Annotated in this window: 16 protein-coding genes; 7 read left to right on the plus strand and 9 right to left on the minus strand. The window is 63.6% G+C overall.

Going from position 1 to position 18,652, the window contains the following annotated elements:
• Positions 1-25: 25 nt before the first annotated feature.
• Positions 26-1,381 (minus strand): 3-oxoacyl-ACP reductase, encoded by a 1,356-nt coding sequence (locus P3C18_RS04185; protein WP_275960608.1) that lies wholly within the window; start codon positions 1,379-1,381, stop codon positions 26-28.
• Between the two features lie 301 nt (positions 1,382-1,682).
• On the opposite strand from P3C18_RS04185, the gene P3C18_RS04190 reads away from it, so the two are divergent.
• Positions 1,683-2,960 carry an acetyl-CoA C-acetyltransferase gene (locus P3C18_RS04190; protein ID WP_275960609.1) on the plus strand — a complete coding sequence of 426 codons (1,278 nt, stop codon included), beginning with the start codon at positions 1,683-1,685 and terminating at the stop codon, positions 2,958-2,960.
• Between the two features lie 201 nt (positions 2,961-3,161).
• Here P3C18_RS04190 and ada read toward each other — a convergent pair whose 3' ends face one another.
• Positions 3,162-4,196 carry a bifunctional DNA-binding transcriptional regulator/O6-methylguanine-DNA methyltransferase Ada gene (gene ada, locus P3C18_RS04195; RefSeq protein WP_275961579.1) on the minus strand — a complete coding sequence of 345 codons (1,035 nt, stop codon included), beginning with the start codon at positions 4,194-4,196 and terminating at the stop codon, positions 3,162-3,164.
• A 160-nt stretch (positions 4,197-4,356) separates the two neighbouring features.
• On the opposite strand from ada, the gene P3C18_RS04200 reads away from it, so the two are divergent.
• From P3C18_RS04200 to P3C18_RS04210, 3 genes are all read left to right on the plus strand, one after another.
• On the plus strand, positions 4,357-5,583 hold the full coding sequence (locus tag P3C18_RS04200; protein ID WP_275960610.1) for a PDC sensor domain-containing protein: 1,227 nt from the start codon (positions 4,357-4,359) through the stop codon (positions 5,581-5,583).
• A 68-nt stretch (positions 5,584-5,651) separates the two neighbouring features.
• The gene (locus P3C18_RS04205) at positions 5,652-9,158 is read left to right on the plus strand and encodes a response regulator (protein ID WP_275960611.1); all 3,507 of its coding nucleotides are present in this window, start codon (positions 5,652-5,654) and stop codon (positions 9,156-9,158) included.
• 13 nt (positions 9,159-9,171) lie between these two features.
• Positions 9,172-10,359 carry an HD domain-containing phosphohydrolase gene (locus P3C18_RS04210; RefSeq protein WP_275960612.1) on the plus strand — a complete coding sequence of 396 codons (1,188 nt, stop codon included), beginning with the start codon at positions 9,172-9,174 and terminating at the stop codon, positions 10,357-10,359.
• Here the strand turns inward: P3C18_RS04210 and P3C18_RS04215 are convergent, their stop codons facing one another.
• Together P3C18_RS04215 and P3C18_RS04220 are read right to left on the minus strand one after the other, a co-directional pair.
• The gene (locus P3C18_RS04215) at positions 10,360-10,641 is read right to left on the minus strand and encodes a DUF2218 domain-containing protein (protein ID WP_275960613.1); all 282 of its coding nucleotides are present in this window, start codon (positions 10,639-10,641) and stop codon (positions 10,360-10,362) included.
• 25 nt (positions 10,642-10,666) lie between these two features.
• Positions 10,667-11,308, minus strand: a complete 642-nt coding sequence (locus P3C18_RS04220; protein ID WP_275960614.1) for an NAD(P)-dependent oxidoreductase — start codon at positions 11,306-11,308, stop codon at positions 10,667-10,669.
• A 100-nt stretch (positions 11,309-11,408) separates the two neighbouring features.
• Here P3C18_RS04220 and P3C18_RS04225 point away from each other — a divergent pair, with 100 nt between their 5' ends.
• Complete coding sequence (locus P3C18_RS04225; protein WP_275960616.1) at positions 11,409-12,299, plus strand: LysR family transcriptional regulator; 891 nt, start codon at positions 11,409-11,411, stop codon at positions 12,297-12,299.
• Between the two features lie 3 nt (positions 12,300-12,302).
• Here P3C18_RS04225 and P3C18_RS04230 read toward each other — a convergent pair whose 3' ends face one another.
• The gene (locus tag P3C18_RS04230; protein ID WP_346015620.1) at positions 12,303-12,707 is read right to left on the minus strand and encodes a DUF2218 domain-containing protein; all 405 of its coding nucleotides are present in this window, start codon (positions 12,705-12,707) and stop codon (positions 12,303-12,305) included.
• Positions 12,708-13,054: 347 nt separating this feature from the next.
• Between P3C18_RS04230 and P3C18_RS04235 the strand changes: the two genes are divergently transcribed.
• The gene (locus P3C18_RS04235) at positions 13,055-13,942 is read left to right on the plus strand and encodes a PA4780 family RIO1-like protein kinase (protein WP_275960617.1); all 888 of its coding nucleotides are present in this window, start codon (positions 13,055-13,057) and stop codon (positions 13,940-13,942) included.
• 193 nt (positions 13,943-14,135) lie between these two features.
• Here P3C18_RS04235 and P3C18_RS04240 read toward each other — a convergent pair whose 3' ends face one another.
• Together P3C18_RS04240 and P3C18_RS04245 are read right to left on the minus strand one after the other, a co-directional pair.
• Positions 14,136-15,005, minus strand: coding sequence for a neutral zinc metallopeptidase (locus tag P3C18_RS04240; protein ID WP_275960618.1), 870 nt, complete (start codon positions 15,003-15,005; stop codon positions 14,136-14,138).
• A 72-nt stretch (positions 15,006-15,077) separates the two neighbouring features.
• Positions 15,078-15,518 (minus strand): DUF411 domain-containing protein, encoded by a 441-nt coding sequence (locus P3C18_RS04245; RefSeq protein WP_275960619.1) that lies wholly within the window; start codon positions 15,516-15,518, stop codon positions 15,078-15,080.
• Between the two features lie 143 nt (positions 15,519-15,661).
• Here P3C18_RS04245 and P3C18_RS04250 point away from each other — a divergent pair, with 143 nt between their 5' ends.
• On the plus strand, positions 15,662-16,048 hold the full coding sequence (locus P3C18_RS04250; protein ID WP_275960620.1) for a DUF4345 domain-containing protein: 387 nt from the start codon (positions 15,662-15,664) through the stop codon (positions 16,046-16,048).
• A gap of 2 nt (positions 16,049-16,050) precedes the next feature.
• Here the strand turns inward: P3C18_RS04250 and trmA are convergent, their stop codons facing one another.
• Positions 16,051-17,139: a tRNA (uridine(54)-C5)-methyltransferase TrmA gene (gene trmA / locus P3C18_RS04255; RefSeq protein ID WP_275960621.1), complete on the minus strand. Its 1,089-nt coding sequence runs from the start codon at positions 17,137-17,139 to the stop codon at positions 16,051-16,053.
• A gap of 54 nt (positions 17,140-17,193) precedes the next feature.
• Positions 17,194-18,486 (minus strand): NCS2 family permease, encoded by a 1,293-nt coding sequence (locus P3C18_RS04260; protein WP_275960622.1) that lies wholly within the window; start codon positions 18,484-18,486, stop codon positions 17,194-17,196.
• Positions 18,487-18,652 lie beyond the last annotated feature (166 nt).

The following is an 18,652-nucleotide window of genomic DNA, read 5'->3' on the forward strand; positions in this document are numbered from 1 at the left end:
GCCTTTTGCTATCTGCTGACGCTGATTAAGCCCCGAGCAGGCTCTGCCCGCAGACGCGCAGCACCTGCGCGGTAGCCGCGCCTGAGCCGGGCTGAGCAAACCAGGCTACGGCTTCGGCGACGTCCTGCGGCAGGCCGCCCTGGCCCATGGAGTTCATGCGGCGGCCGGCTTCGCGGATGGTCAACGGGATCGCAGCGGTCATCTGGGTTTCGATAAAGCCGGGCGCCACCGCGTTGATGCTGATGCCGCGCTTGGCCAGCGTCGGCGCCCAGGCCTGGGCCAGGCCGATTACCCCGGCCTTGCTCACCGCGTAGTTGGTCTGGCCCATATTGCCGGCGATACCGCTGATCGAGGCGATCAGCACTACGCGGCCGTTGTCGTGCAGCTTGCCTGCGTCCAGCAGGGCCTGGGTCAGCACCTGCGGGGCATTCAGGTTGACGTTGATCACCGAGTTCCAGAACTCGTCACTCATCTTCGCCAGGGTCTTGTCGCGGGTGATGCCGGCGTTGTGCACGACGATATCAATGCCGTCCGGCAGCGCCTCAATAAGCTGTGCGGCGGCATCGCTGGCGCAGATATCCAGGGCCAGGCCGCGCCCGCCCAAGCGCGCAGCCAGGGCATCCAATGCTTCCTTGGCCGGTGGCACGTCCAGCAGCACCACCTCGGCGCCATCGCGGGCCAGGGTCTCGGCAATGGCCGCGCCGATGCCGCGCGAGGCCCCAGTAACCAGAGCCTTCTTGCCGGCCAGTGGGCGGGTCCAGTCCTTGACCTGTTCGCCACAGGAATTCAGGCGCAGCACCTGGCCTGACACGTAAGCGCTTTTCGGCGAGAGGAAGAAGCGCAGTACGCCTTCCAGCTGCGCCTCGCCGCCTTTGCCGACGTAGATCAGCTGTACGTTACCGCCACGGCGGATTTCCTTGCCCAGGGAACGGCTAAAGCCTTCCAGCGAGCGCTGCACGCTGGCGGCAATCGGGTCTTTCAATGATTCCGGGGCGCGGCCGAGGATTACCACGCGCGGGCATTTATCCAGGCCCTTGAAGGCCGGCTGGAAGAAGTCGCGCAGCTCGATCAGCTGCTCGAAGCGGGTCAGCCCGCTGGCGTCAAACACCAGCGCCTTGAGCTTGGGGCCGTGCTCGGCGGTCCAGCGCGGCAGCTCGAACTGGCCTTCGCGGGCGGCGAACAGGGCATCAGTCAGCTTGTTGGCAAAGGGCAGTACGGCGCTGGCCAGGCTGCCTTCGCCGCCAATCAGCAGGGCGCCGTCCACCGGCCGGCTGCGTCCGGCCATCCAGCGCTCCAGCAGCAACGGCGCCGGCAAACCAAGCGCGCTTACCAGACGGCGACCGGACGTGGAGTTGGCAAAGGCGAGATAACGGTCGGACATGGGGCAGCTCCTGCACACAGATCAAAAGTGCGCCCACTCTACGCAGGCAGCAGAAATGCGCAATTGACCGCATCGCCTGCTGCACTGGCAAGGCGGCCAATGCCACGCTGCTGCGACAGGTTAGCCTGTGCGCCATTCATTAAAAGTCTGCTGCGCGTCGGCCCTGCGGCGTTAAAAACAGGCTCGGAATGCTCATGTACAAAAGTACACTCCGCTTCCTCGCCTGTTTTTGCCTTGCAGGACTCTAGCTCGCGAGACTTTGAACAGATTCTCAGATCAATTCCTTGTTCAGGAGTCATCCATGACCCAGCCGCGCCGCGTCGCCATCGTTGGTGGTAACCGCATTCCGTTCGCCCGCTCCAATACCGTTTATGCCACTGCGAGCAACCAGGAGATGCTGATCAGTGCGCTGGATGGCCTGGTCGAGCGTTTCAACCTGCACGGCGAACGCCTTGGCGAAGTGGTGGCTGGCGCAGTGCTCAAGCATTCGCGTGACTTCAACCTGACCCGTGAGTGCGTGCTGGGCTCGCGTCTTGCTCCGGAAACCCCGGCCTATGATCTGCAGCAGGCCTGCGGCACCGGCCTGGAAGCAGCGCTGTTGGTGGCCAACAAGATCGCCCTCGGGCAGATCGAGTGCGGCATCGCCGGCGGCGTCGACACCACCTCGGACGCGCCAATCGGGGTCAACGAAGGGCTGCGCAAGATTCTTCTGCAAGCCAACCGTGGCAAGAGCACTGGCGAGAAGATCAAGAGCCTGCTGCAGATTCGCCCGCGCCATCTGGCCCCGGCCATTCCGCGCAACGGCGAGCCGCGTACCGGGCTGTCGATGGGCGAACACTGCGAGCTGATGGCGCAAACCTGGGCCATTCCGCGTGACGAGCAGGACCAACTGGCCGTGGCCAGCCACCAGAAACTCGCCGCCGCCTACGCCGAAGGCTGGCACGACGATCTGCTGACGCCGTTCCGTGGTCTGACCCGCGACCAGAACCTGCGCGCCGACATCAGCCTGGAAAAACTCGCCACCCTCAAACCCTGCTTCGAGCGCAGCCCGCGCGGCACCATGACCGCCGCCAACTCGACGCCGCTGACCGATGGCGCCTCCCTGGTGCTGCTGGCCAGCGAGGACTGGGCCAAGGCCCGTGGTCTGCCGATTTTGGCTTACTGGAAGGATGGCGAAGCGGCAGCGGTGGACTTTGTCGGCGGCAAGGAAGGCTTGCTGATGGCCCCGGCCTACGCGGTGCCGCGCCTGCTGGCGCGCAACAAGCTGAGCCTGCAGGACTTCGACTACTACGAAATTCACGAGGCCTTCGCCGCGCAGGTGCTCTGCACCCTCAAGGCTTGGGAAGACGCCGACTACTGCAAAACCCGCCTGGGCCTGGATGCGCCGCTGGGTTCCATCGACCGCAGCAAAATGAACGTCAAGGGCAGCTCCCTGGCTGCCGGCCACCCCTTTGCGGCCACTGGCGGGCGCATCGTCGCCAACCTGGCCAAGTTGCTATCGGTGGCGCAGGAAGGCCGCGGGCTGATCTCGATTTGCGCGGCCGGCGGTCAAGGTGTGACTGCAATCCTGGAAAAGTAATCAAACAGCCGTATCCGCACGCTGTGCGGGTACTGATGTATGCAACTCCGTGATTTGGAGCGGCCCACGCAGGTGGAGCCGCTCTTTTTTTATCTCAGCATTCGAGCAAGTAGGTTGGTGTTGAGCGCAGCGAAGCCCAACAGGCGTTGGTTGGTTTGTTGGGCTTCGTCGCGTTGCTCCTCAACCCAACCTACGCGGCTATTACGCCTGGGTATCGGCTTCGCCCTTCAGCAGCGCCGCCTTGCGCGCCAGGCCCCAGCGGTAACCGCTGAGGCTGCCGTTGCTGGCGATTACCCGGTGGCAGGGCACCAGCAGGCCCAGCGGGTTGCTGGCGCAGGCGCGGGCGATGGCGCGTGGATGGCTGCCCAGTTGCGCGGCCAGTTCGGCGTAGTTACGCGTCTGCCCAGGCGGGATCTGCTGCAGGGCGCGCCACACCTGTTGCTGAAACGCCGTGCCGCGAATATCCAGCGGCAGCTGGGCGGCGCGCTGCGGTTCGCTGATCTGCGCCAGCACCTGGCGCAAGCTATCGCCCAAGCCCGGGTTATCCACCTGCAGTTCGGCGGCAGCAAAGCGCTGCTGCAGTTCACTTAACAGCGCAGCCGGGTCGTCACCAAACAGCAGGGCGCAGATACCCTTGGCACTGCTGGCCAGCAACAAGTGGCCGAGCGTGCAGGGCGCGATGCTGTAGCGCAGCCGTTCGCCGGCGGCCTGTTTGCGCCGTTGCGCCGGGCTCAGGGACGCCGGCTGCTGATACAGCGCGCGGGTGCCGGAGTAGCCGGCGCTCAGTGCGGCATCCAGCACGCTGCCTGCCGCCGGTAACTGTTGTTCCAGCCGTGCGCGGCGGTGCGCCTCGCTCCAGGCTTTCGGCGTCAGCCCGGTGCGCGCCTTGAAGGCCCGTGCCAGGTGCGAGGCGGACAGGCCAATGCGCGCGGCCAGCTGAGCGAGGGTCAGCGGTTGTTCACTGTTATCGAGCAGCTCACAGGCCGCCACCACCAGCGTATCCAGTTGTTCGGCCGGGCTCTGCCCGTGCGGTGAGCAGCGTTTGCATGGGCGAAAGCCAGCGGCGGTAGCAGCGTCAGCATCGACATGGAAACTGACGTTCTCGCGCCGGGGGCGTCGCGCCGGGCAGCTGGGCCGGCAATAGATACCGGTGCTGCGCACGGCAAATACAAAGCGGCCATCCTGCGCGGCATCACGTTCGCATACGGCTTGCCAGCAGCGCTCGGCATCAAGCATGGCGCGATCCTCAATAGACATGGGCTGATTGTCGGCTGCGGTTGGCGGTCTGCCAATCCACATATGACTTTCAAAGCGGCCGCAAGCTGGCGCACGGCGACTTAGCCAAGCTGGCCTAGACTCCTTGCATCCGCCACGGCGCACACGCAAGGAGAGGGCAATGATCAGACTGCGCCATTGGGGGCTGCTGCTGGTGCTGGCCAGCGTCTGCGCCGCCGCGCAACCGTCGGTGCCGGTGCGCCTCGACACCAGTTTTGAAGAGCCCTACCAAGTGGTGGTCGATGGCCAGCTCGGCGGGCTGTCGGTCACGGTGCTCGAATGCATCTTTAACCGCATGCAGCAGCCCTATCAGATTCAGCTGACTTCACTGCAGCGCGCCCGGCTCAACGTCAGCCGACAGATCGCCGATGGCTTCTTCAGCTCGGCACCCAATAGCCTGGTAGACGGCTATGCGGTGCTCTCGGCGCCACTGCTGATCGAGAAATGGTACTGGTATGCGCTGGACCCCAGCCTGCTCAACCTGCCCATCTGGGACAGGCAATTGAAGATCGGCAATGTCCTGGGCAGCAACAGCATGATCTGGCTGGAGTCCCGCGGCATCCCGGTGGAACAGAAGGTGCCGCGCCTGGAGCAGCTGGTGGAAATGCTCCGCCATGGCCGCATCAATATGCTGCTGGCCGACAGCAACGCCATGCACAGCACCCTGCAGCAGATTCAGGACAAGCAGAAGCTGCATCAGCGCTTTGTCCGCTATTCACCGCTGGGGGTGTATTTTTCCAAGACCTTTGTTGATGAGCATCCGGATTTTCTCAAGGCCTTCAACCGCCAGGTGGAAAACTGCGCACCGGCCAGCACCGCGCTGAGCCAGGCCGAGCAGGCCTATCTACACCAACTGGCCGCACAGCATGTGGCGCGCTGGGGGCTGCATGCGGACCTGCTCGCCGCATTGCGTGAGGCGCATAAGCGCGAGATCAGCCATGAGCGTATCCAGGAGCTGGACCGGCAATGGCGGCGCGAGCGCATCCTTGAGGAAAAGCCGCTGATCCGCCGCACGCTCAACCTGCGGCCGTCGCAGTTGTTGGCCGGTATCGCCAAACAATACTCGCCGCTGTTCAACGAGATTTTTATCAGCGATGCCAGCGGCCAACTGGTCGCCATTAGCGAAGTCACCAGCGATTACTGGCAGGCCGATGAAGTGGACTTTCAGCGTGCCGCGCTGCTGCCCAGCGGTGAGGTCCATGTGGGCGCGATTGAATATGACGGCTCGACGCAGAGCTTTCAGAGCAAAGTCTCGGCGCCGCTGTACGACCCCGATACGGGCACGCTGCTGGGGGTAATCAGCCTGGGCATCAATATCGAAACGGCCTTCGGTGACAACCTGCCCTAAGCGCGGCTCGCGAGTCCCCGCGTAGGTTCTAAGCTGAAGAACACCTGATTGCCCGCAAGGATGCCGCCATGTCGCGCCTCTGCTGCCTGTTGCTGTTTTGCCTGCTGCCCACCTCGGTAGTGGCGGCGCTGTCGCTGAACCAACAGCAGCGCGCCTGGATCGCCGAGCACGGGGTGATCCGGGTGGGCCTCGAGCGCAGCGGCTGGCCACCCTTTGATGTGCTGGACAAACACGGTCAGCATCGTGGCATCAGTGGCGACTACCTGGCGCTGCTCGGCCAACGCCTGGGCCTGCGTTTTGAGCCGGTGCTGATGGACGACTGGGAGGGCGCGCTGCAAGCCCTGCGCAGTGGCCAGGTCGACCTGCTGCCCTCGGTGGCCAAGACCGCCGAGCGCGAAGCCTTTATGGCCTTCAGCGAACCTTATCTGACCAGCAGCAGCCTGATCTTTACCCGCAGCGAGCTGACGGTGCAGCGCCTGCGTGACCTGGCCGGCAAACGTGTGGCCATCGAGCGCGGTTATGCGTTGCAGCAGGCGCTGCGTGAGCAGGTCGAGGGCGTGCAATTGCTTGAAGTCGGCGACACCGAGGCGGCGCTGCGCGCGGTGTCGTCCGGGCGCGCCGATGCCTATGTCGGCGACATGATCGTGGCCAGCTACCTGATCCGCGAGTTGAACCTGACCAACCTGGAACTGCGCGGCGAAACCGGCTTGTCCGCCAGCGAGTTTCGTTTTGCCGTGCGCCAGGACTGGCCACAGCTGGTCGGCCTGCTCAACCTGGCCATGAGTGACCTGAGCGATACCGAGCAGGAAGCGATCAAGGAGCGCTGGCTGCCGCCGCTGACCGTGTTCAACTGGCGGCGCCTGCTGGCCGTGGGCTGGCCTTATCTGCTTGGCCTGCTGGTACTGGTGATTTTCGTGCTGGTATGGAACCGCCGCCTGGCTGTGCAGATCGCCGAGCGTCAACGCGCCGAGGCTGAAGCCAGCCGCCAGCGCAGCACCTTGCTGGCGTTGATCAACGCGATTCCCGATCCGATCTGGTTCAAGGATGTCGACGGCCGTTATGTCGGCATCAATCAGGCCTGCGCCACGCTGTTCGGCCGGCCCAGCGAGGCGGTGCAGGGCCGGCGTGACGAAGCGCTGCTCGATCCGGCCTGGGCTGCCTCGCGCGCCGAGCATGACCGCATCGCCAGAAGCCAGGCGCAGCCGTTTGAAAGCGAGGGCTACTCGCTCTACCCGGATGGCCGGCGAGTGATCTTCGATACGTTGCGCACCACCTTCTATGACGAGCAGGGCCAGTTGCTCGGCCTGGTGGGCATCAGCCGTGACATCACTGCGCGCAAGCAGGCGGAGCAGGCCATGGCCGAAGCCAAGGAACTGGCCGAAGAGGCGGCGCGGCTGAAATCGGACTTTCTCGCCAATATGAGCCACGAAATCCGCACACCGATGAATGCGATCATCGGCATGTCGCACTTGGCGCTGAAAACCGAGCTGAGCCCGCGCCAGCGTGATTACCTGGGCAAGATTCAGCAATCCGGCCAACACCTGCTGGGGATCATCAACGACATCCTCGACTTCTCGAAGATCGAGGCCGGTAAGTTGACCATCGAGCGCATCGATTTCGGCCTGCAGCAGGTGCTGGAAAACCTCGCCAACCTGATCGGCGACAAGGTTGCGGCCAAGGGCCTGGAGCTGGTGTTTAACCTCGACCCGCAGCTGCCGCAGCAACTGGTCGGCGACCCGCTGCGCCTCGGGCAGATCCTGATCAACTACGCCAACAATGCGGTGAAGTTCACCGAGCAGGGCGAGGTCGAGGTGATCCTGCGTGTCGAGCAGCGCGACGCCGAGCAGGTGCTGCTGTACCTCGGTGTGCGCGACACCGGCATCGGCCTGACGCCGGAGCAGATGGGCCGGTTGTTCGAGTCCTTCCAGCAGGCCGATACCTCGACCACACGCAAATACGGCGGTACGGGCCTTGGGCTGGCCATCTGCAAGAGTCTGGCCGAGGCCATGGGCGGCAGTGTCGGGGTCGAAAGTCAGCCGGGGCAGGGCAGTCTGTTCTGGTGCCGGGTGCCGCTGGGCATTGCCCGCGAGCAAACCCAACGGCTGCTGCCGCAGGCAGATCTGCGTGGGCGCAAGGTGCTGGTGGTGGATGACAACGACAGCGCGCGCCAGGTGCTGCACGACATACTGGAAAGCATGAGCTTTCGCGTCGACGCCGTGGCCTCGGGCCTGGCCGCTTTGCAGCAGGTGCAACAGGCCAGTCTGCAGCGTGAGCCGTTCGAGGTGCTGCTGGTCGACTGGCAGATGCCCGGCATGGATGGCATCGAAACCCTGCGTCGGGTGCGTGAACTCAACCTGCAACCACCGCCGCACCTGTTGATGGTCACCGCCCATTGCCGTGAGGAGGTGCTGTTGGGGGCGGAGAAGGTCGGTGTTGAGGACGTGTTGCTCAAGCCGCTCAACCCTTCGCTGCTGTTCGATGCGCTGATCCGCTGCCTGGCTGGCGCGGGGCCGGAGCAGGGGTTTGCGCGCTTGCCGGCGGGTGAGCAGATTCCCAATTTCAGCTCATTGCGCGTGCTGCTGGTGGAAGACAATGAGCTGAACCGCGAAGTGGCCTGCGGCCTGCTGCAGGAAAGCGGTTTGCAGATCGATCAGGCCGAGCACGGCGGTATCGCTCTGGAGCTGCTGCGCAGTCATGCCGACGGCTATTACGCCCTGGTGCTGATGGATATGCAGATGCCGGTGCTGGACGGCATCGCGACTACCGAAGCAATCCGCCGCGAGCCGCGCTTTGCTGAGCTGCCAATCGTCGCCATGACCGCCAATGCCATGCCCGCCGACCGCGAGCGCTGCCTGGCGGCGGGGATGAATGATCACCTGGGCAAACCGATTGAGCCGAACGAGCTGTGGCACACCCTGTCGCGCTGGATGCCGATCCAGGCCGAGTCGCTGGCTGAGTCGCCTCGCGTAGCCGAGGCGGCCGTGGACTGGCAGCTGCCGGGGGTGGATATCGACAGCGGCCTGCGCCGGGTGCTGGGTAAGCGCGAGCTGTACCAGCGCCTGCTCGGTAAGTTTGTCGCCAGTCAGGGGGATTTCCCCGCGCAGCTGCGCGCCGCGCTGGCGGCCAATCAGCAGGAAAGCGCCGAGCGTCTGGCCCATAGCCTCAAGGGCTTGGCCGGTAACCTCGGGGCGACAGATTTGGCGGCCCAGGCGGCGACTCTGGAGAGTGCGATCAAGGATGCTCGCCACGATGAGCTGGATGGCCTGCTGGCCGAGTTGCAGCAGAGCCTGGAAGCCCTGGTGACGGCGATCAACGCACAATTTCCTGCCGCGCCGCCGCACGAATTGCAGGCGGTGGATACCGAGCAGTTGCTGCAACTGTGCCGGCAGCTGCAGCGGCTGTTCGCCGAGGACGACCCGCGTGCCGGAAAACTCTTCGATGAGCAGGCCGAACTGCTGCGCAGCGCCTTTACTAGTGAATACGCGGCGCTGGCTGCAGCGGTGCGTGGGTTTGACTTCGAGCAGGCGCTGGCGCTGCTGCAGGCCGCAGCCGGGCAACGGCAACTGACACTATGAGTGGGGAGTGGTGATGGACAACATACTCGACCGGCCGGATCAGGCCTTGGTGCTGGTGGTGGACGATACCCCGGAAAACCTTGAACTGATGAGCGGGCTGCTGCTCGGCAGCTACCGGGTCAAGGTCGCCAGCAGTGGCGTCAAGGCGTTGCGCATCGCGGCCGGCAGCCAGCAGCCGGACCTGATCCTGCTCGACATCATGATGCCGGAGATGGACGGTTACGAAGTCTGCCGCCTGCTCAAGCTAAACCCGGCCACGGCGGATATTCCGGTGGTGTTTCTCACCGCCAAGACCGAGGTGGCTGACGAGCAGCACGGCTTTGACCTCGGCGCGGTGGACTACATCACCAAACCGATCAGCCCGCCCTTGGTGCTCGCCCGCGTACACGCGCATTTGCAGCTCAAGGCCAGCGCGGATTTTTTGCGCGACAAGAGTGAGTACCTGGAGCTGGAAGTACGCCGCCGCACCCGCGATATGCAGCGCCTGCAAGAGGTCACCATCGAGGCCATGGCCAGCCTTGCAGCCATGCGCGACAACCCTTGCGGCAAGCACCTGGCGCGTATCGAACCCTATATGACCACCCTGGCCACGGCGCTGGCCCATCAGCAGCCGGCGCTGGTCGATGAGTTGAACCGCGAACGCATCACTCAGCTGGGCAAGTCGGCACTGCTGCATGGCATCGGCAAACTGGTGCTGCCGGATCGCATACTGCTCAATCCGAACCAGCAGCTGCAGGGCGAGGACCTGCAACTGCTGCACCGCCACACCGAAGCCGGGCGTGATGCCTTGCTGGCCGCTGAAGCCAAGCTAGGCAACGTCACCGATTTTCTCCGCGACGCCCGCGATATCGTCTACAGCCAGCATGAGTGCTGGGACGGCAGTGGGTATCCGCAGGGTTTGCGGGGCGAGCAGATTCCGCTGACGGCCAGGCTGATGGCGCTGGTCGGCACCTATGAAGAGCTGACCAGTCACCACCTGTACCGGCCGTCCTGTAGCCACGCCGAAGCGTTCAAACAGATCAACGCAGCCAGCGGCACACGCTTCGACCCCTCGGTGGTGCTGGCCTTTATAGAAGCCGCCGATGACTTCGCCAACATCGCCCAGCGCCTGGCCGACGATTCAGCGGCGATTCACGCCGAGCTGCAGCGCCTGGATGAATCGCTGGGGGAAAGCATCGAGCTGACCCTGCCAGCGGATTGATCACTGCCAGTCGAGGCTTAGCTCGGCCTGCCAGGCAACGCGTTCGAAGTGGCTGGTGACTACCTTCTTCAGGCTTTCCAGGCCTTCATTGCTGGCGCTTTGCACGCTCAGGCGCAAACCCTCTGCCTCGGCCTGCAGCAGGGCCAGGCCGCTATCGAACTCGATACGCCCCTGCTGCTCATCGAAGCTCACTGGGATCTTGTGGGCGAAGTGTTTGCACAGCCGGCTGATATAGCGGGCCGGTGTGTCTGTAGCGACATAGGCGCTGGCGTTCAGTTGCATGGGGTTCTCCTCATTAATGTGCGGTTTAGTAGCCGACGGTAAAGCGCTGGCGCAGGTGTTGCGGGCGCTCCAGCTCATCGATGATGGCCACGGCCAGGTCAGCCACCGAGATTTGCGCCGGGGCATCGCTATTCATCAGCAGCTGCTCGCCGCCAATGCGGAACTGACCGCTGCGCGCGCCCGGCTGCAACAGCGCGGGTGGCGAGATAAAGCTCCAGGCCAACGCGCTTTCAGTCTTCAGCAGGTTGAGGGCCTGCCGCGCGCCTTCGGCGCCTTCCTTGTATTCGGCGGGGAAGTCTGGGGTGTCGATCAGCTGCAGGCCCGGGGCGACATACAGGCTGCCCGCGCCGCCGACCACCAGCAGGCGCGGCACGCCGGCCTGTTTAGTGGCGGCGATGATCGCCTGGCTGCCCTGGATAAAACGCTCGCGAATATCCGCAGTGCCCCAACCCGGGTTGAAGGCGTGGATCACTGCGTCATGGCCCTTGAGTTGCGCGGCCAATGCCTCGGTGTTGTAGGCATCGCCAGCCACGGCGTTAAGCGCCGGGTGCTGCGGCAGTTTCGCCGGATCACGGACAATGCCGCTGACCTGATGGCCACGGCCCAGGGCTTCTTGCAGAACAGCTGCGCCAACAAAGCCGCTGGCGCCGATCAGAGCGAGTTTCATGGGTGTCTCCAGGTGGGATTAAGTGCGAGAGATAATCGCAGCTGGGTAAAGCTCAGAAAAATAGGCTAAAAAGGCTTTAACTATTAAGCAGGGCTTACGAATGGAGCAGTTAAAGCGCATGGCGGTGTTCGCCACCGTGGTCGACCGTGGTTCCATGGTGGCGGCGGCCGAGGTGCTCGGCATGACCGCCTCGGCGGTCAGCCAGCAGATTCGCAAACTGGAAGACAGTACCCAGGTCAGCCTGCTGCATCGCACCACGCGCAAGCTGACCCTGACCGAGGCGGGCGCGACCTTCTACCAGAGCTGCGCCCAGGTGCTGGCGCTGGCGCAGCAGGCCGAGCAGCGCCTGGCCGAGTTGCGCGATGCGCCGGTGGGCGAGCTGCGCATTGCCGCGCCCGTGGGGTTTTCTGGGCGACGGCTCAGCGCGGCGCTGGCGCCGCTGTTACAGGCGCACAGTGGCCTGAGCCTCAAGCTGTTTTTCCATGATGAGCAGGTCGATCTGGTCGAGCAGCGCATCGATCTGGCCATTCGCGTCGGCCATCTGGAGGATTCCAGCCTGGTGGCTCGGCATATCGGTGATACGCGCATGCTGCTGTGCGCTGCGCCGGCCTACCTGCTGCGCAAGCCGCCAATCAATCAGCCGCAGGATTTGATCGGCCTGGACTGGCTGATTCTGCATGTCGAGAGCGCGTTCAATGTGCTGGAGCTGCACGGGCCGCATGCCCAGGTGGAGAAGCTGCGAGTGGAAAGCCGGGTGGGTTGCAACAACATCCTCGCCGTGCGCCATTTCACCTTGGCGGGCATGGGCGTGTCGCTGCAGCCGGAGCAGGAAGTGCGCGAGGAGTTGGCCAATGGCAGCCTGCGCGAGTTGTTGCCGCACTGGCGTATGCCGCCATTTGGTATCTACCTGGTGACGCCGCGCCGCGATGCGCAACCGGCCAAGGTGCGCTATGCCATCGAGGCGCTGCGCCAGCATCTGCTGGCACCCTGACTGCTATTGCCAGTCGAGGCTCAGCTCCGCCTGCCAGGCAAAACGCTCGAAATGTGCGGCGATCAGGTGCTTGAGCTTGTCCAGGTCTTGCGGGTTATGACTCAAGGCGGTGATATGCAGGCCGGTTCGGTCGGCATGCAGATGCGAAAGGCCGAAGGCGAATTCGATGCGGCCGTGGTGCTCATCGAAACTGACCGGCAGCTTGTGGGCGAACTGAGTACACAGGCGGCTGATATAACGCGCCGGCGTGGTGGTGGCGACATAGCTGGAAGCAATGCACGGCGCGCTGATGCCGTTGCAGCGCTCAGGGTGGGCATGGCGCTGGGCGGCTAGGCTGTCCAGTGCGTCGCGCGGGTAGAGGGCAGGGTTCTGGGTCATGCTGCTGGTGCCAGATTGGGCGCGTTTCATGGTTATCTCCCCCAATCACTGCTGGCTCAGGCAAAGCGCCTTCGCGGGGTAAAGTCAGGTCCAGTGCGTTAATGCATGTGCGACTGGCAATTATGTAGCCTATGGGACAGTGCTTAATCCCTTTTGGTTGCATCGGGCGCTTGCTTGTAACGCCTGGTTTGCTTGGTTTATCTGTCCATAAAGTACCGCCAGTCGGCGTGCTTGAGCGGTTTTTGCCACGCTAGGCAGGCGCGCGTAATACCCCACAATAGGGGCCGTGCTGACAGGAGGGTGGGCGCTGCGTAAAGATTGCCGTATAACGGGCGGCAGATACGACTTGGGCAACACAGGACCCCTGATTAAAGCTGATGAAGACGCCAAAACGTATTGAGCCCCTGGTCGAAGCCGGGCTGGTCGATGAAGTGATACGCCCGCTGATGAGCGGTAAAGAAGCCGCGGTCTATGTGGTGCGCTGCGGCGAAGAACTGCGCGTCGCCAAGGTTTATAAAGAAGCCAACAAACGCAGCTTCCGTCAGGCCGCCGAGTACCAGGAAGGCCGCAAGGTGCGCAACAGCCGCGATGCCCGGGCCATGGCCAAAGGCTCGAAGTACGGTCGCAAGGGCCAGGAAGATGCCTGGCAGAATGCCGAAGTTGCCGCCTTGTTCCGCCTGGCCAACGCCGGGGTGCGGGTGCCTAAGCCGTATGACTTCCTTGAAGGCGTGCTGCTGATGGAGCTGGTCGATGATGGCGAGGGCGATGCTGCGCCGCGTCTCAATGATGTCGACCTGCACCCGGATGATGCCCGTGAATTTCACGCCTTTATGATTCATGAAGTGGTGAAGATGCTCTGCGCCGGCCTGGTGCATGGCGACCTGTCGGAATTCAACGTACTGCTTGATCCAGATGGCCCGGTGATCATCGACCTGCCGCAGGCGGTGGACGCTGCCGGCAACAACCATGCGTTCAAGATGCTGGAACGTGATGTCGGCAATATGTCTGCGTACTTTGGCCAGTTCGCCCCGGAGTTGAAGTTCACCAAGTACGCCAAGGAAATGTGGGCGCTGTACGAGGCCGGTGAGCTGACCCCGGAAAGCCCGCTGACCGGTGAATTCGATGACCCGGAAGAAGAAGCCGATATCGACGCGGTGATGCGTGAAATCAAGGCCGCCCTGGCCGACGAGGCGCGCCGTCAGGCGCTGCTGAATGCCGAAGACGAGCCCAAGGGCGAAGAGCCGCCGCCACCTTGGGCGCAATAGGCCAGAGCGCTGCTAAGAAAAATGCCGCTTACCTGATCAGGTAAGCGGCATTTTTTATGTCCGTTATCCAGGTCTGCCAGCGTTCAGCTGTAGGGTGGATTGGGGCGCGTAGCCGACGCTTTTTTCATCCACCATCAGGAGGCGCCCTGGTGGATGGGTGAGGCGACATCCACCCTACGGGTCGTGCTTAGGGTTACAGCCGTGTGGCCTTAAAGGTATCGCAACGGCCGACATCGCCGCCGTCGAAACCGGTCTTGAACCAGCGCACGCGTTGCTCCGAGGTGCCGTGGGTGAAGGAGTCCGGCACTACCTGGCCGCGGGCCTGCTTCTGCAAACGGTCATCGCCAATGGCGTTGGCGGCGTTCAGCGCTTCCTCGATATCCCCTGGCTCCAGCCAGTCATGCCGGCGTTGGCCGTGGAAGGCCCATACGCCTGCCAGGCAGTCGGCTTGCAGCTCCTGGCGCACCAGTAGACCAGTGGCGCCTTCCACCCGCTCGCCGCGCTGGCGGGCGGCATTGACCTTGGCCGAGACGCCGAGCAGGGTCTGCACGTGGTGGCCGACTTCATGGGCAATCACATAGGCCTGGGCAAAGTCGCCGGCCGCGCCAAAGCGTTGCTCCAGCTCACGGAAGAACGCCAGGTCGATATACACCCGCTGATCGCCTGGGCAATAGAACGGCCCAACCGCCGAGTTGGCGAAGCCGCAGGCTGAGTTCACCCCGCCGCGAAACAGCACCAGGGTCGGGTCTTTGTACTGCCGGTTGGCGCCCTGGAATATTTCCCGCCAGGTGTCCTCGGTATCGCCGAGCACGGCGCGAACGAATTCTGATTGCTCGTCATTGCTTGCCGGCGTGGAGCTTTGCGGCGCGCTGACCGAGCCGCCCTGCATGGCTTGCCCAGCCAGCTGGCCGAGGATCTGCATCGGGTCCTGGCCGCTGAGCAGGCCGACGATCACCACGATGGCCACGCCACCGAGGGTCAGGCCCTTGCCGCCGCCCATGCGTGAGCCGCTGCCGCGCGCATCCACCACGTTGTCACTGCGTCTTCCGCGTTTCCAGCGCATCGCTATCGTCCTGTGTGTATGCCGAGCTTGAGTGTCGTCCGCTGGCGTGAGCTGCGCCAGTGCAGTCGTCACTTATTCAATAGTGGGGTATTCGCTGATCACCCGCTCTGCGCCTTGCTTATCCAGGCCGATGACTTGATAGGCGTCGCGCACATTGCCGTATTCCATGCCCGGTGAGCCAGCTGGCATACCGGGCACGGCCGCGCCGAGCAGGTCGGGTTGTTTGCGCATTTTGAGGATGTCGGCCGCCGGTACATGGCCTTCGACAAACTGGCCGTTGATCACTCCGGTATGGCATGACGACAGGCGCGGCGGTACGCCCAGGCGCTGTTTGACCGCGCTCATATCGGCCTCGACATGGTCGACCACGTTAAAGCCGTTGTCCTGCAGGTGGCTGATCCAGGCCTTGCAGCAGCCGCAGTTGGCATCGCGGTGTACGTCGATGGTCAAGGGTTCGGCGGCAAAACTCAGGCTGCTGACAAACAGCCCGGCGAGAACAAGCAGCTGGCGCATCGGGTAACTCCTGGCAGGTGAAAGGCTGAGCATAGCGCCCGGCGGCCGTGGCTAACCACCGTCGATTTCCGAAAGGCGCGGCGGGGGCTTATGCTGCGTGCTCGATTTCTGGGCTCTCGAATTCCAAGAAAAGGATGCTGTCCATGTTGTTTGCACGCGTAGTACTGGTGATTCAACTGTTGGCATTGGCGGGGCTGGGGCTGGCCTATTTTGTTCGCCCCCATGAGATGGCCAATCTCAGCGGCATGCTGCTGATGTCGCCGGCGGCGGCCACTGATATGCGGGCCTTCTACGGCGGTCTGCAACTGGGCCTGGCGGCGTTTATCGGCCTGTCGCTGAGTCGGCTGGATCTGACTCGCGCCGCGCTGACCCTGCTGGTGCTGCTCTACAGCGCTCTAGCGTTGGCGCGGATTGGTGGACTGTGGCTGGATGGCGGCGCGCAGCAGACCTTCAATCTCTACGCGCTGCTGCTGGAAGTGGTCTCGGTGGGGCTGTGCTTCTGGGCGCTGCGTGGGGTGCAGCGCCTCTAACCTCAGCGGCGTTCCAGCAGCACACCCGACTCCATATGGTGGGTGTAGGGGAACTGGTCGAACAGCGCGCAGCGCGTCACTTTATGGGTGTCGCTGAGCTGGGCGATGTTGGCGGCCAGGGTTTCCGGGTTGCAGGAGATATACAGGATGCGCTCGAAGCGCCGGGTCAACTCGCAGGTGTCCGGGTCCATGCCGGCGCGCGGCGGGTCGACGAATACGCAGCCGAAGTCGTAGCTTTTCAGGTCGATGCCAGCCAGGCGGCGGAACGGCCGCACTTCATTCAGCGCTTCGGTCAGCTCTTCGGCAGATAGGCGCACCAGGCTGACGTTGTCCACGCCGTTGTCGGTCAGGTTGGCCAGGGCGGCGTTGACCGAGGACTTGCTGATCTCGGTGGCCAGCACCTTGCGCACGCGGGTGGCCAGCGGCAGGGTGAAGTTGCCGTTGCCGCAGTACAACTCGAGCAGATCATCCTGGCGTTCGCCGAGCGCGTCATAGGCCCAGGCGAGCATCTTCTGGTTCACCTCGCCGTTGGGCTGAGTGAACGCACCCTCCGGCTGGCGATAGCTGAAGGTGCGTCCGGCGACCTGCAGCTTCTCCTCGACATAGTCCTTGCCGATGACGATGCGCTTGCCCTTGGAGCGGCCAATGATGCTCACCTGCAAATAGGCCGCAAGCTTCTCGGCTTCAGCCTGCCAGGCGGCATCCAGTGGGCGGTGATAGCACAGGGTGATCAGCCCGTCGCCGGCCAGGGTGGTAAGAAACTCGACCTGGAACAGCTTGAAGCTCAGGGCACTGCTGGCTTGCCAGGAGGCCTTCAGGCGTGGCATCAGCGCATTGATCTGCGCGCTGGCGATGGGGAAATCTTCGAAGAAGATCGGGTTGAGGTTATCGCCGGCCTCGAACATCGCGTAGTGGCGGTCCTCACCTTCACGCCACAGGCGGAATTCGGCGCGCAGGCGATAGTGCTCGCGCGGCGATTCGAATACTTCGGGGGCAGGGGCATTGAACGGCGCCAACAGCTCGATCAGGCGCTGCTGCTTCTCGGCAAGCTGGGCGGCGTAGTTGGCGGGATCGAACTGGGAACGGCTCATGCGGGACTCTTTTCAAATTGGAGACGGGTGAGCGATGGCTCACCCGCTAGTTCATCAGGCGAAGTACGCCAGTTTGATCGCAAACAGCACCGAGAGCACCACCAGCGCCGGGTTGAGCTCGCGCCAGCGGCCGGCCAGCAGCTTGATCAGGGTCCAGGCGATAAAGCCGAAGGCGATGCCATTGGCAATCGAGAAGGTCAGCGGCATGGCCAGGGCGGCAACTACCACTGGGGCGGCAACGGTGAGGTCGTCCCAGTCGATCTGCGCCAGGCTGCTCATCATCAGCACGGCAACAAACAGCAGCGCCGGTGCGGTGGCGTAGGCCGGTACGGCGCCGGCCAGTGGGGCGAAGAACAGCGCCAGGAGGAACAGCGCGGCCACCACGCAGGCGGTCAGGCCGGTGCGCCCGCCGGCGCTGATGCCAGCGGCGGATTCGATATAGCTGGTGGTGGTCGAGGTGCCCAGCGCCGCGCCGGCCATGGTCGCGGTGCTGTCTGCCAGCAGGGCGCGGCCGAGCTTGGGCATCTTGCCGTCCTTGTCCAGCAGGTTGGCTTTCTGCGCCACGCCGACCAGGGTGCCGGAGGTGTCGAACAGGTCAACGAAGAGGAAGGCGAAAATCACGCTGACCAGGCCGATATCCAGCGCGCCCATGATGTCCAGTTGCATCAGGGTTGGCATCACCGAAGGCGGCATGGACACCACGCCATCCAGCTTTGACAGGCCGAACAGAATGGACAGGGCGGTGATCAGCAGGATGCCGATCATCACCGCGCCGGTCACCCGGCGCTGCGCCAGTGCGGCGATCACGAAGAAGCCCAGGCAGGCCAGCAGGGCGCCGCCTTGGGTCATGTCGCCGAGGGTCACCAGGGTGGCTGGGTGGTCGACCACGATACCGGCGTTTTTCAGGGCGATAATCGCCAGGAACAGGCCGATACCGGCAGCGATGCCGGCGCGCAGGGCCAGCGGAATGCTGTTGATGATCCACTCGCGGATCTTGAAGATCGACAGCAGAAAGAAGATCACCCCGGAGAGGAACACCGCACCCAGCGCCACTTGCCAGGTGTGGCCCATGGTCATCACCACGGTGTAGGTGAAGAAGGCGTTGAGGCCCATGCCTGGCGCCAGGGCAATCGGGTAGTTGGCCCACAGGCCCATGATCAGCGAGCCGATGGCGGCGGCCAGGCAGGTGGCGACGAAGACCGCGCCATGGTCCATGCCGGTCTTGGCCAGCATCTCCGGGTTGACGAAGAGGATATAGGCCATGGTCAGAAAGGTGGTCAGCCCGGCGAGCATTTCGGTGCGCACCGTGGTGTTATGGGCTTTGAGTTGGAACAGTCTTTCCAGCATGCGGAACTCCCCGTAACGGCTTTTTTGCCGTGTTTATGCAAACCGAAAGCAAAGCACATCCACGCGTGGGTGCATGTTTTTACTGGCGATCTGGAAAAAGGCGCGCATCATATCAGCTCGTCCGGAACGGGTGAATTTATGACCGCTTGGACAGTTTATGCACGAC

It is taken from the genome of Pseudomonas sp. 1928-m, from assembly GCF_029269135.1.
GTDB lineage: Bacteria > Pseudomonadota > Gammaproteobacteria > Pseudomonadales > Pseudomonadaceae > Aquipseudomonas.

Bases quoted from the DNA above. Each gene is read 5' to 3' on its own strand.
- P3C18_RS04240 (WP_275960618.1), bottom strand. From the start codon at position 15,005: ATGCGCTGGAAACGCGGAAGACGCAGTGACAACGTGGTGGATGCGCGC.
- P3C18_RS04185 (WP_275960608.1), bottom strand. From the start codon at position 1,381: ATGTCCGACCGTTATCTCGCCTTTGCCAACTCCACGTCCGGTCGCCGT.
- P3C18_RS04250 (WP_275960620.1), top strand. From the start codon at position 15,662: ATGTTGTTTGCACGCGTAGTACTGGTGATTCAACTGTTGGCATTGGCG.
- P3C18_RS04245 (WP_275960619.1), bottom strand. From the start codon at position 15,518: ATGCGCCAGCTGCTTGTTCTCGCCGGGCTGTTTGTCAGCAGCCTGAGT.
- ada (WP_275961579.1), bottom strand. From the start codon at position 4,196: ATGCTTGATGCCGAGCGCTGCTGGCAAGCCGTATGCGAACGTGATGCC.
- P3C18_RS04235 (WP_275960617.1), top strand. From the start codon at position 13,055: ATGAAGACGCCAAAACGTATTGAGCCCCTGGTCGAAGCCGGGCTGGTC.
- P3C18_RS04220 (WP_275960614.1), bottom strand. From the start codon at position 11,308: ATGAAACTCGCTCTGATCGGCGCCAGCGGCTTTGTTGGCGCAGCTGTT.
- P3C18_RS04200 (WP_275960610.1), top strand. From the start codon at position 4,357: ATGATCAGACTGCGCCATTGGGGGCTGCTGCTGGTGCTGGCCAGCGTC.
- P3C18_RS04205 (WP_275960611.1), top strand. From the start codon at position 5,652: ATGTCGCGCCTCTGCTGCCTGTTGCTGTTTTGCCTGCTGCCCACCTCG.
- P3C18_RS04260 (WP_275960622.1), bottom strand. From the start codon at position 18,486: ATGCTGGAAAGACTGTTCCAACTCAAAGCCCATAACACCACGGTGCGC.
- P3C18_RS04230 (WP_346015620.1), bottom strand. From the start codon at position 12,707: ATGAAACGCGCCCAATCTGGCACCAGCAGCATGACCCAGAACCCTGCC.
- P3C18_RS04225 (WP_275960616.1), top strand. From the start codon at position 11,409: ATGGAGCAGTTAAAGCGCATGGCGGTGTTCGCCACCGTGGTCGACCGT.
- P3C18_RS04210 (WP_275960612.1), top strand. From the start codon at position 9,172: ATGGACAACATACTCGACCGGCCGGATCAGGCCTTGGTGCTGGTGGTG.
- P3C18_RS04215 (WP_275960613.1), bottom strand. From the start codon at position 10,641: ATGCAACTGAACGCCAGCGCCTATGTCGCTACAGACACACCGGCCCGC.
- P3C18_RS04190 (WP_275960609.1), top strand. From the start codon at position 1,683: ATGACCCAGCCGCGCCGCGTCGCCATCGTTGGTGGTAACCGCATTCCG.
- trmA (WP_275960621.1), bottom strand. From the start codon at position 17,139: ATGAGCCGTTCCCAGTTCGATCCCGCCAACTACGCCGCCCAGCTTGCC.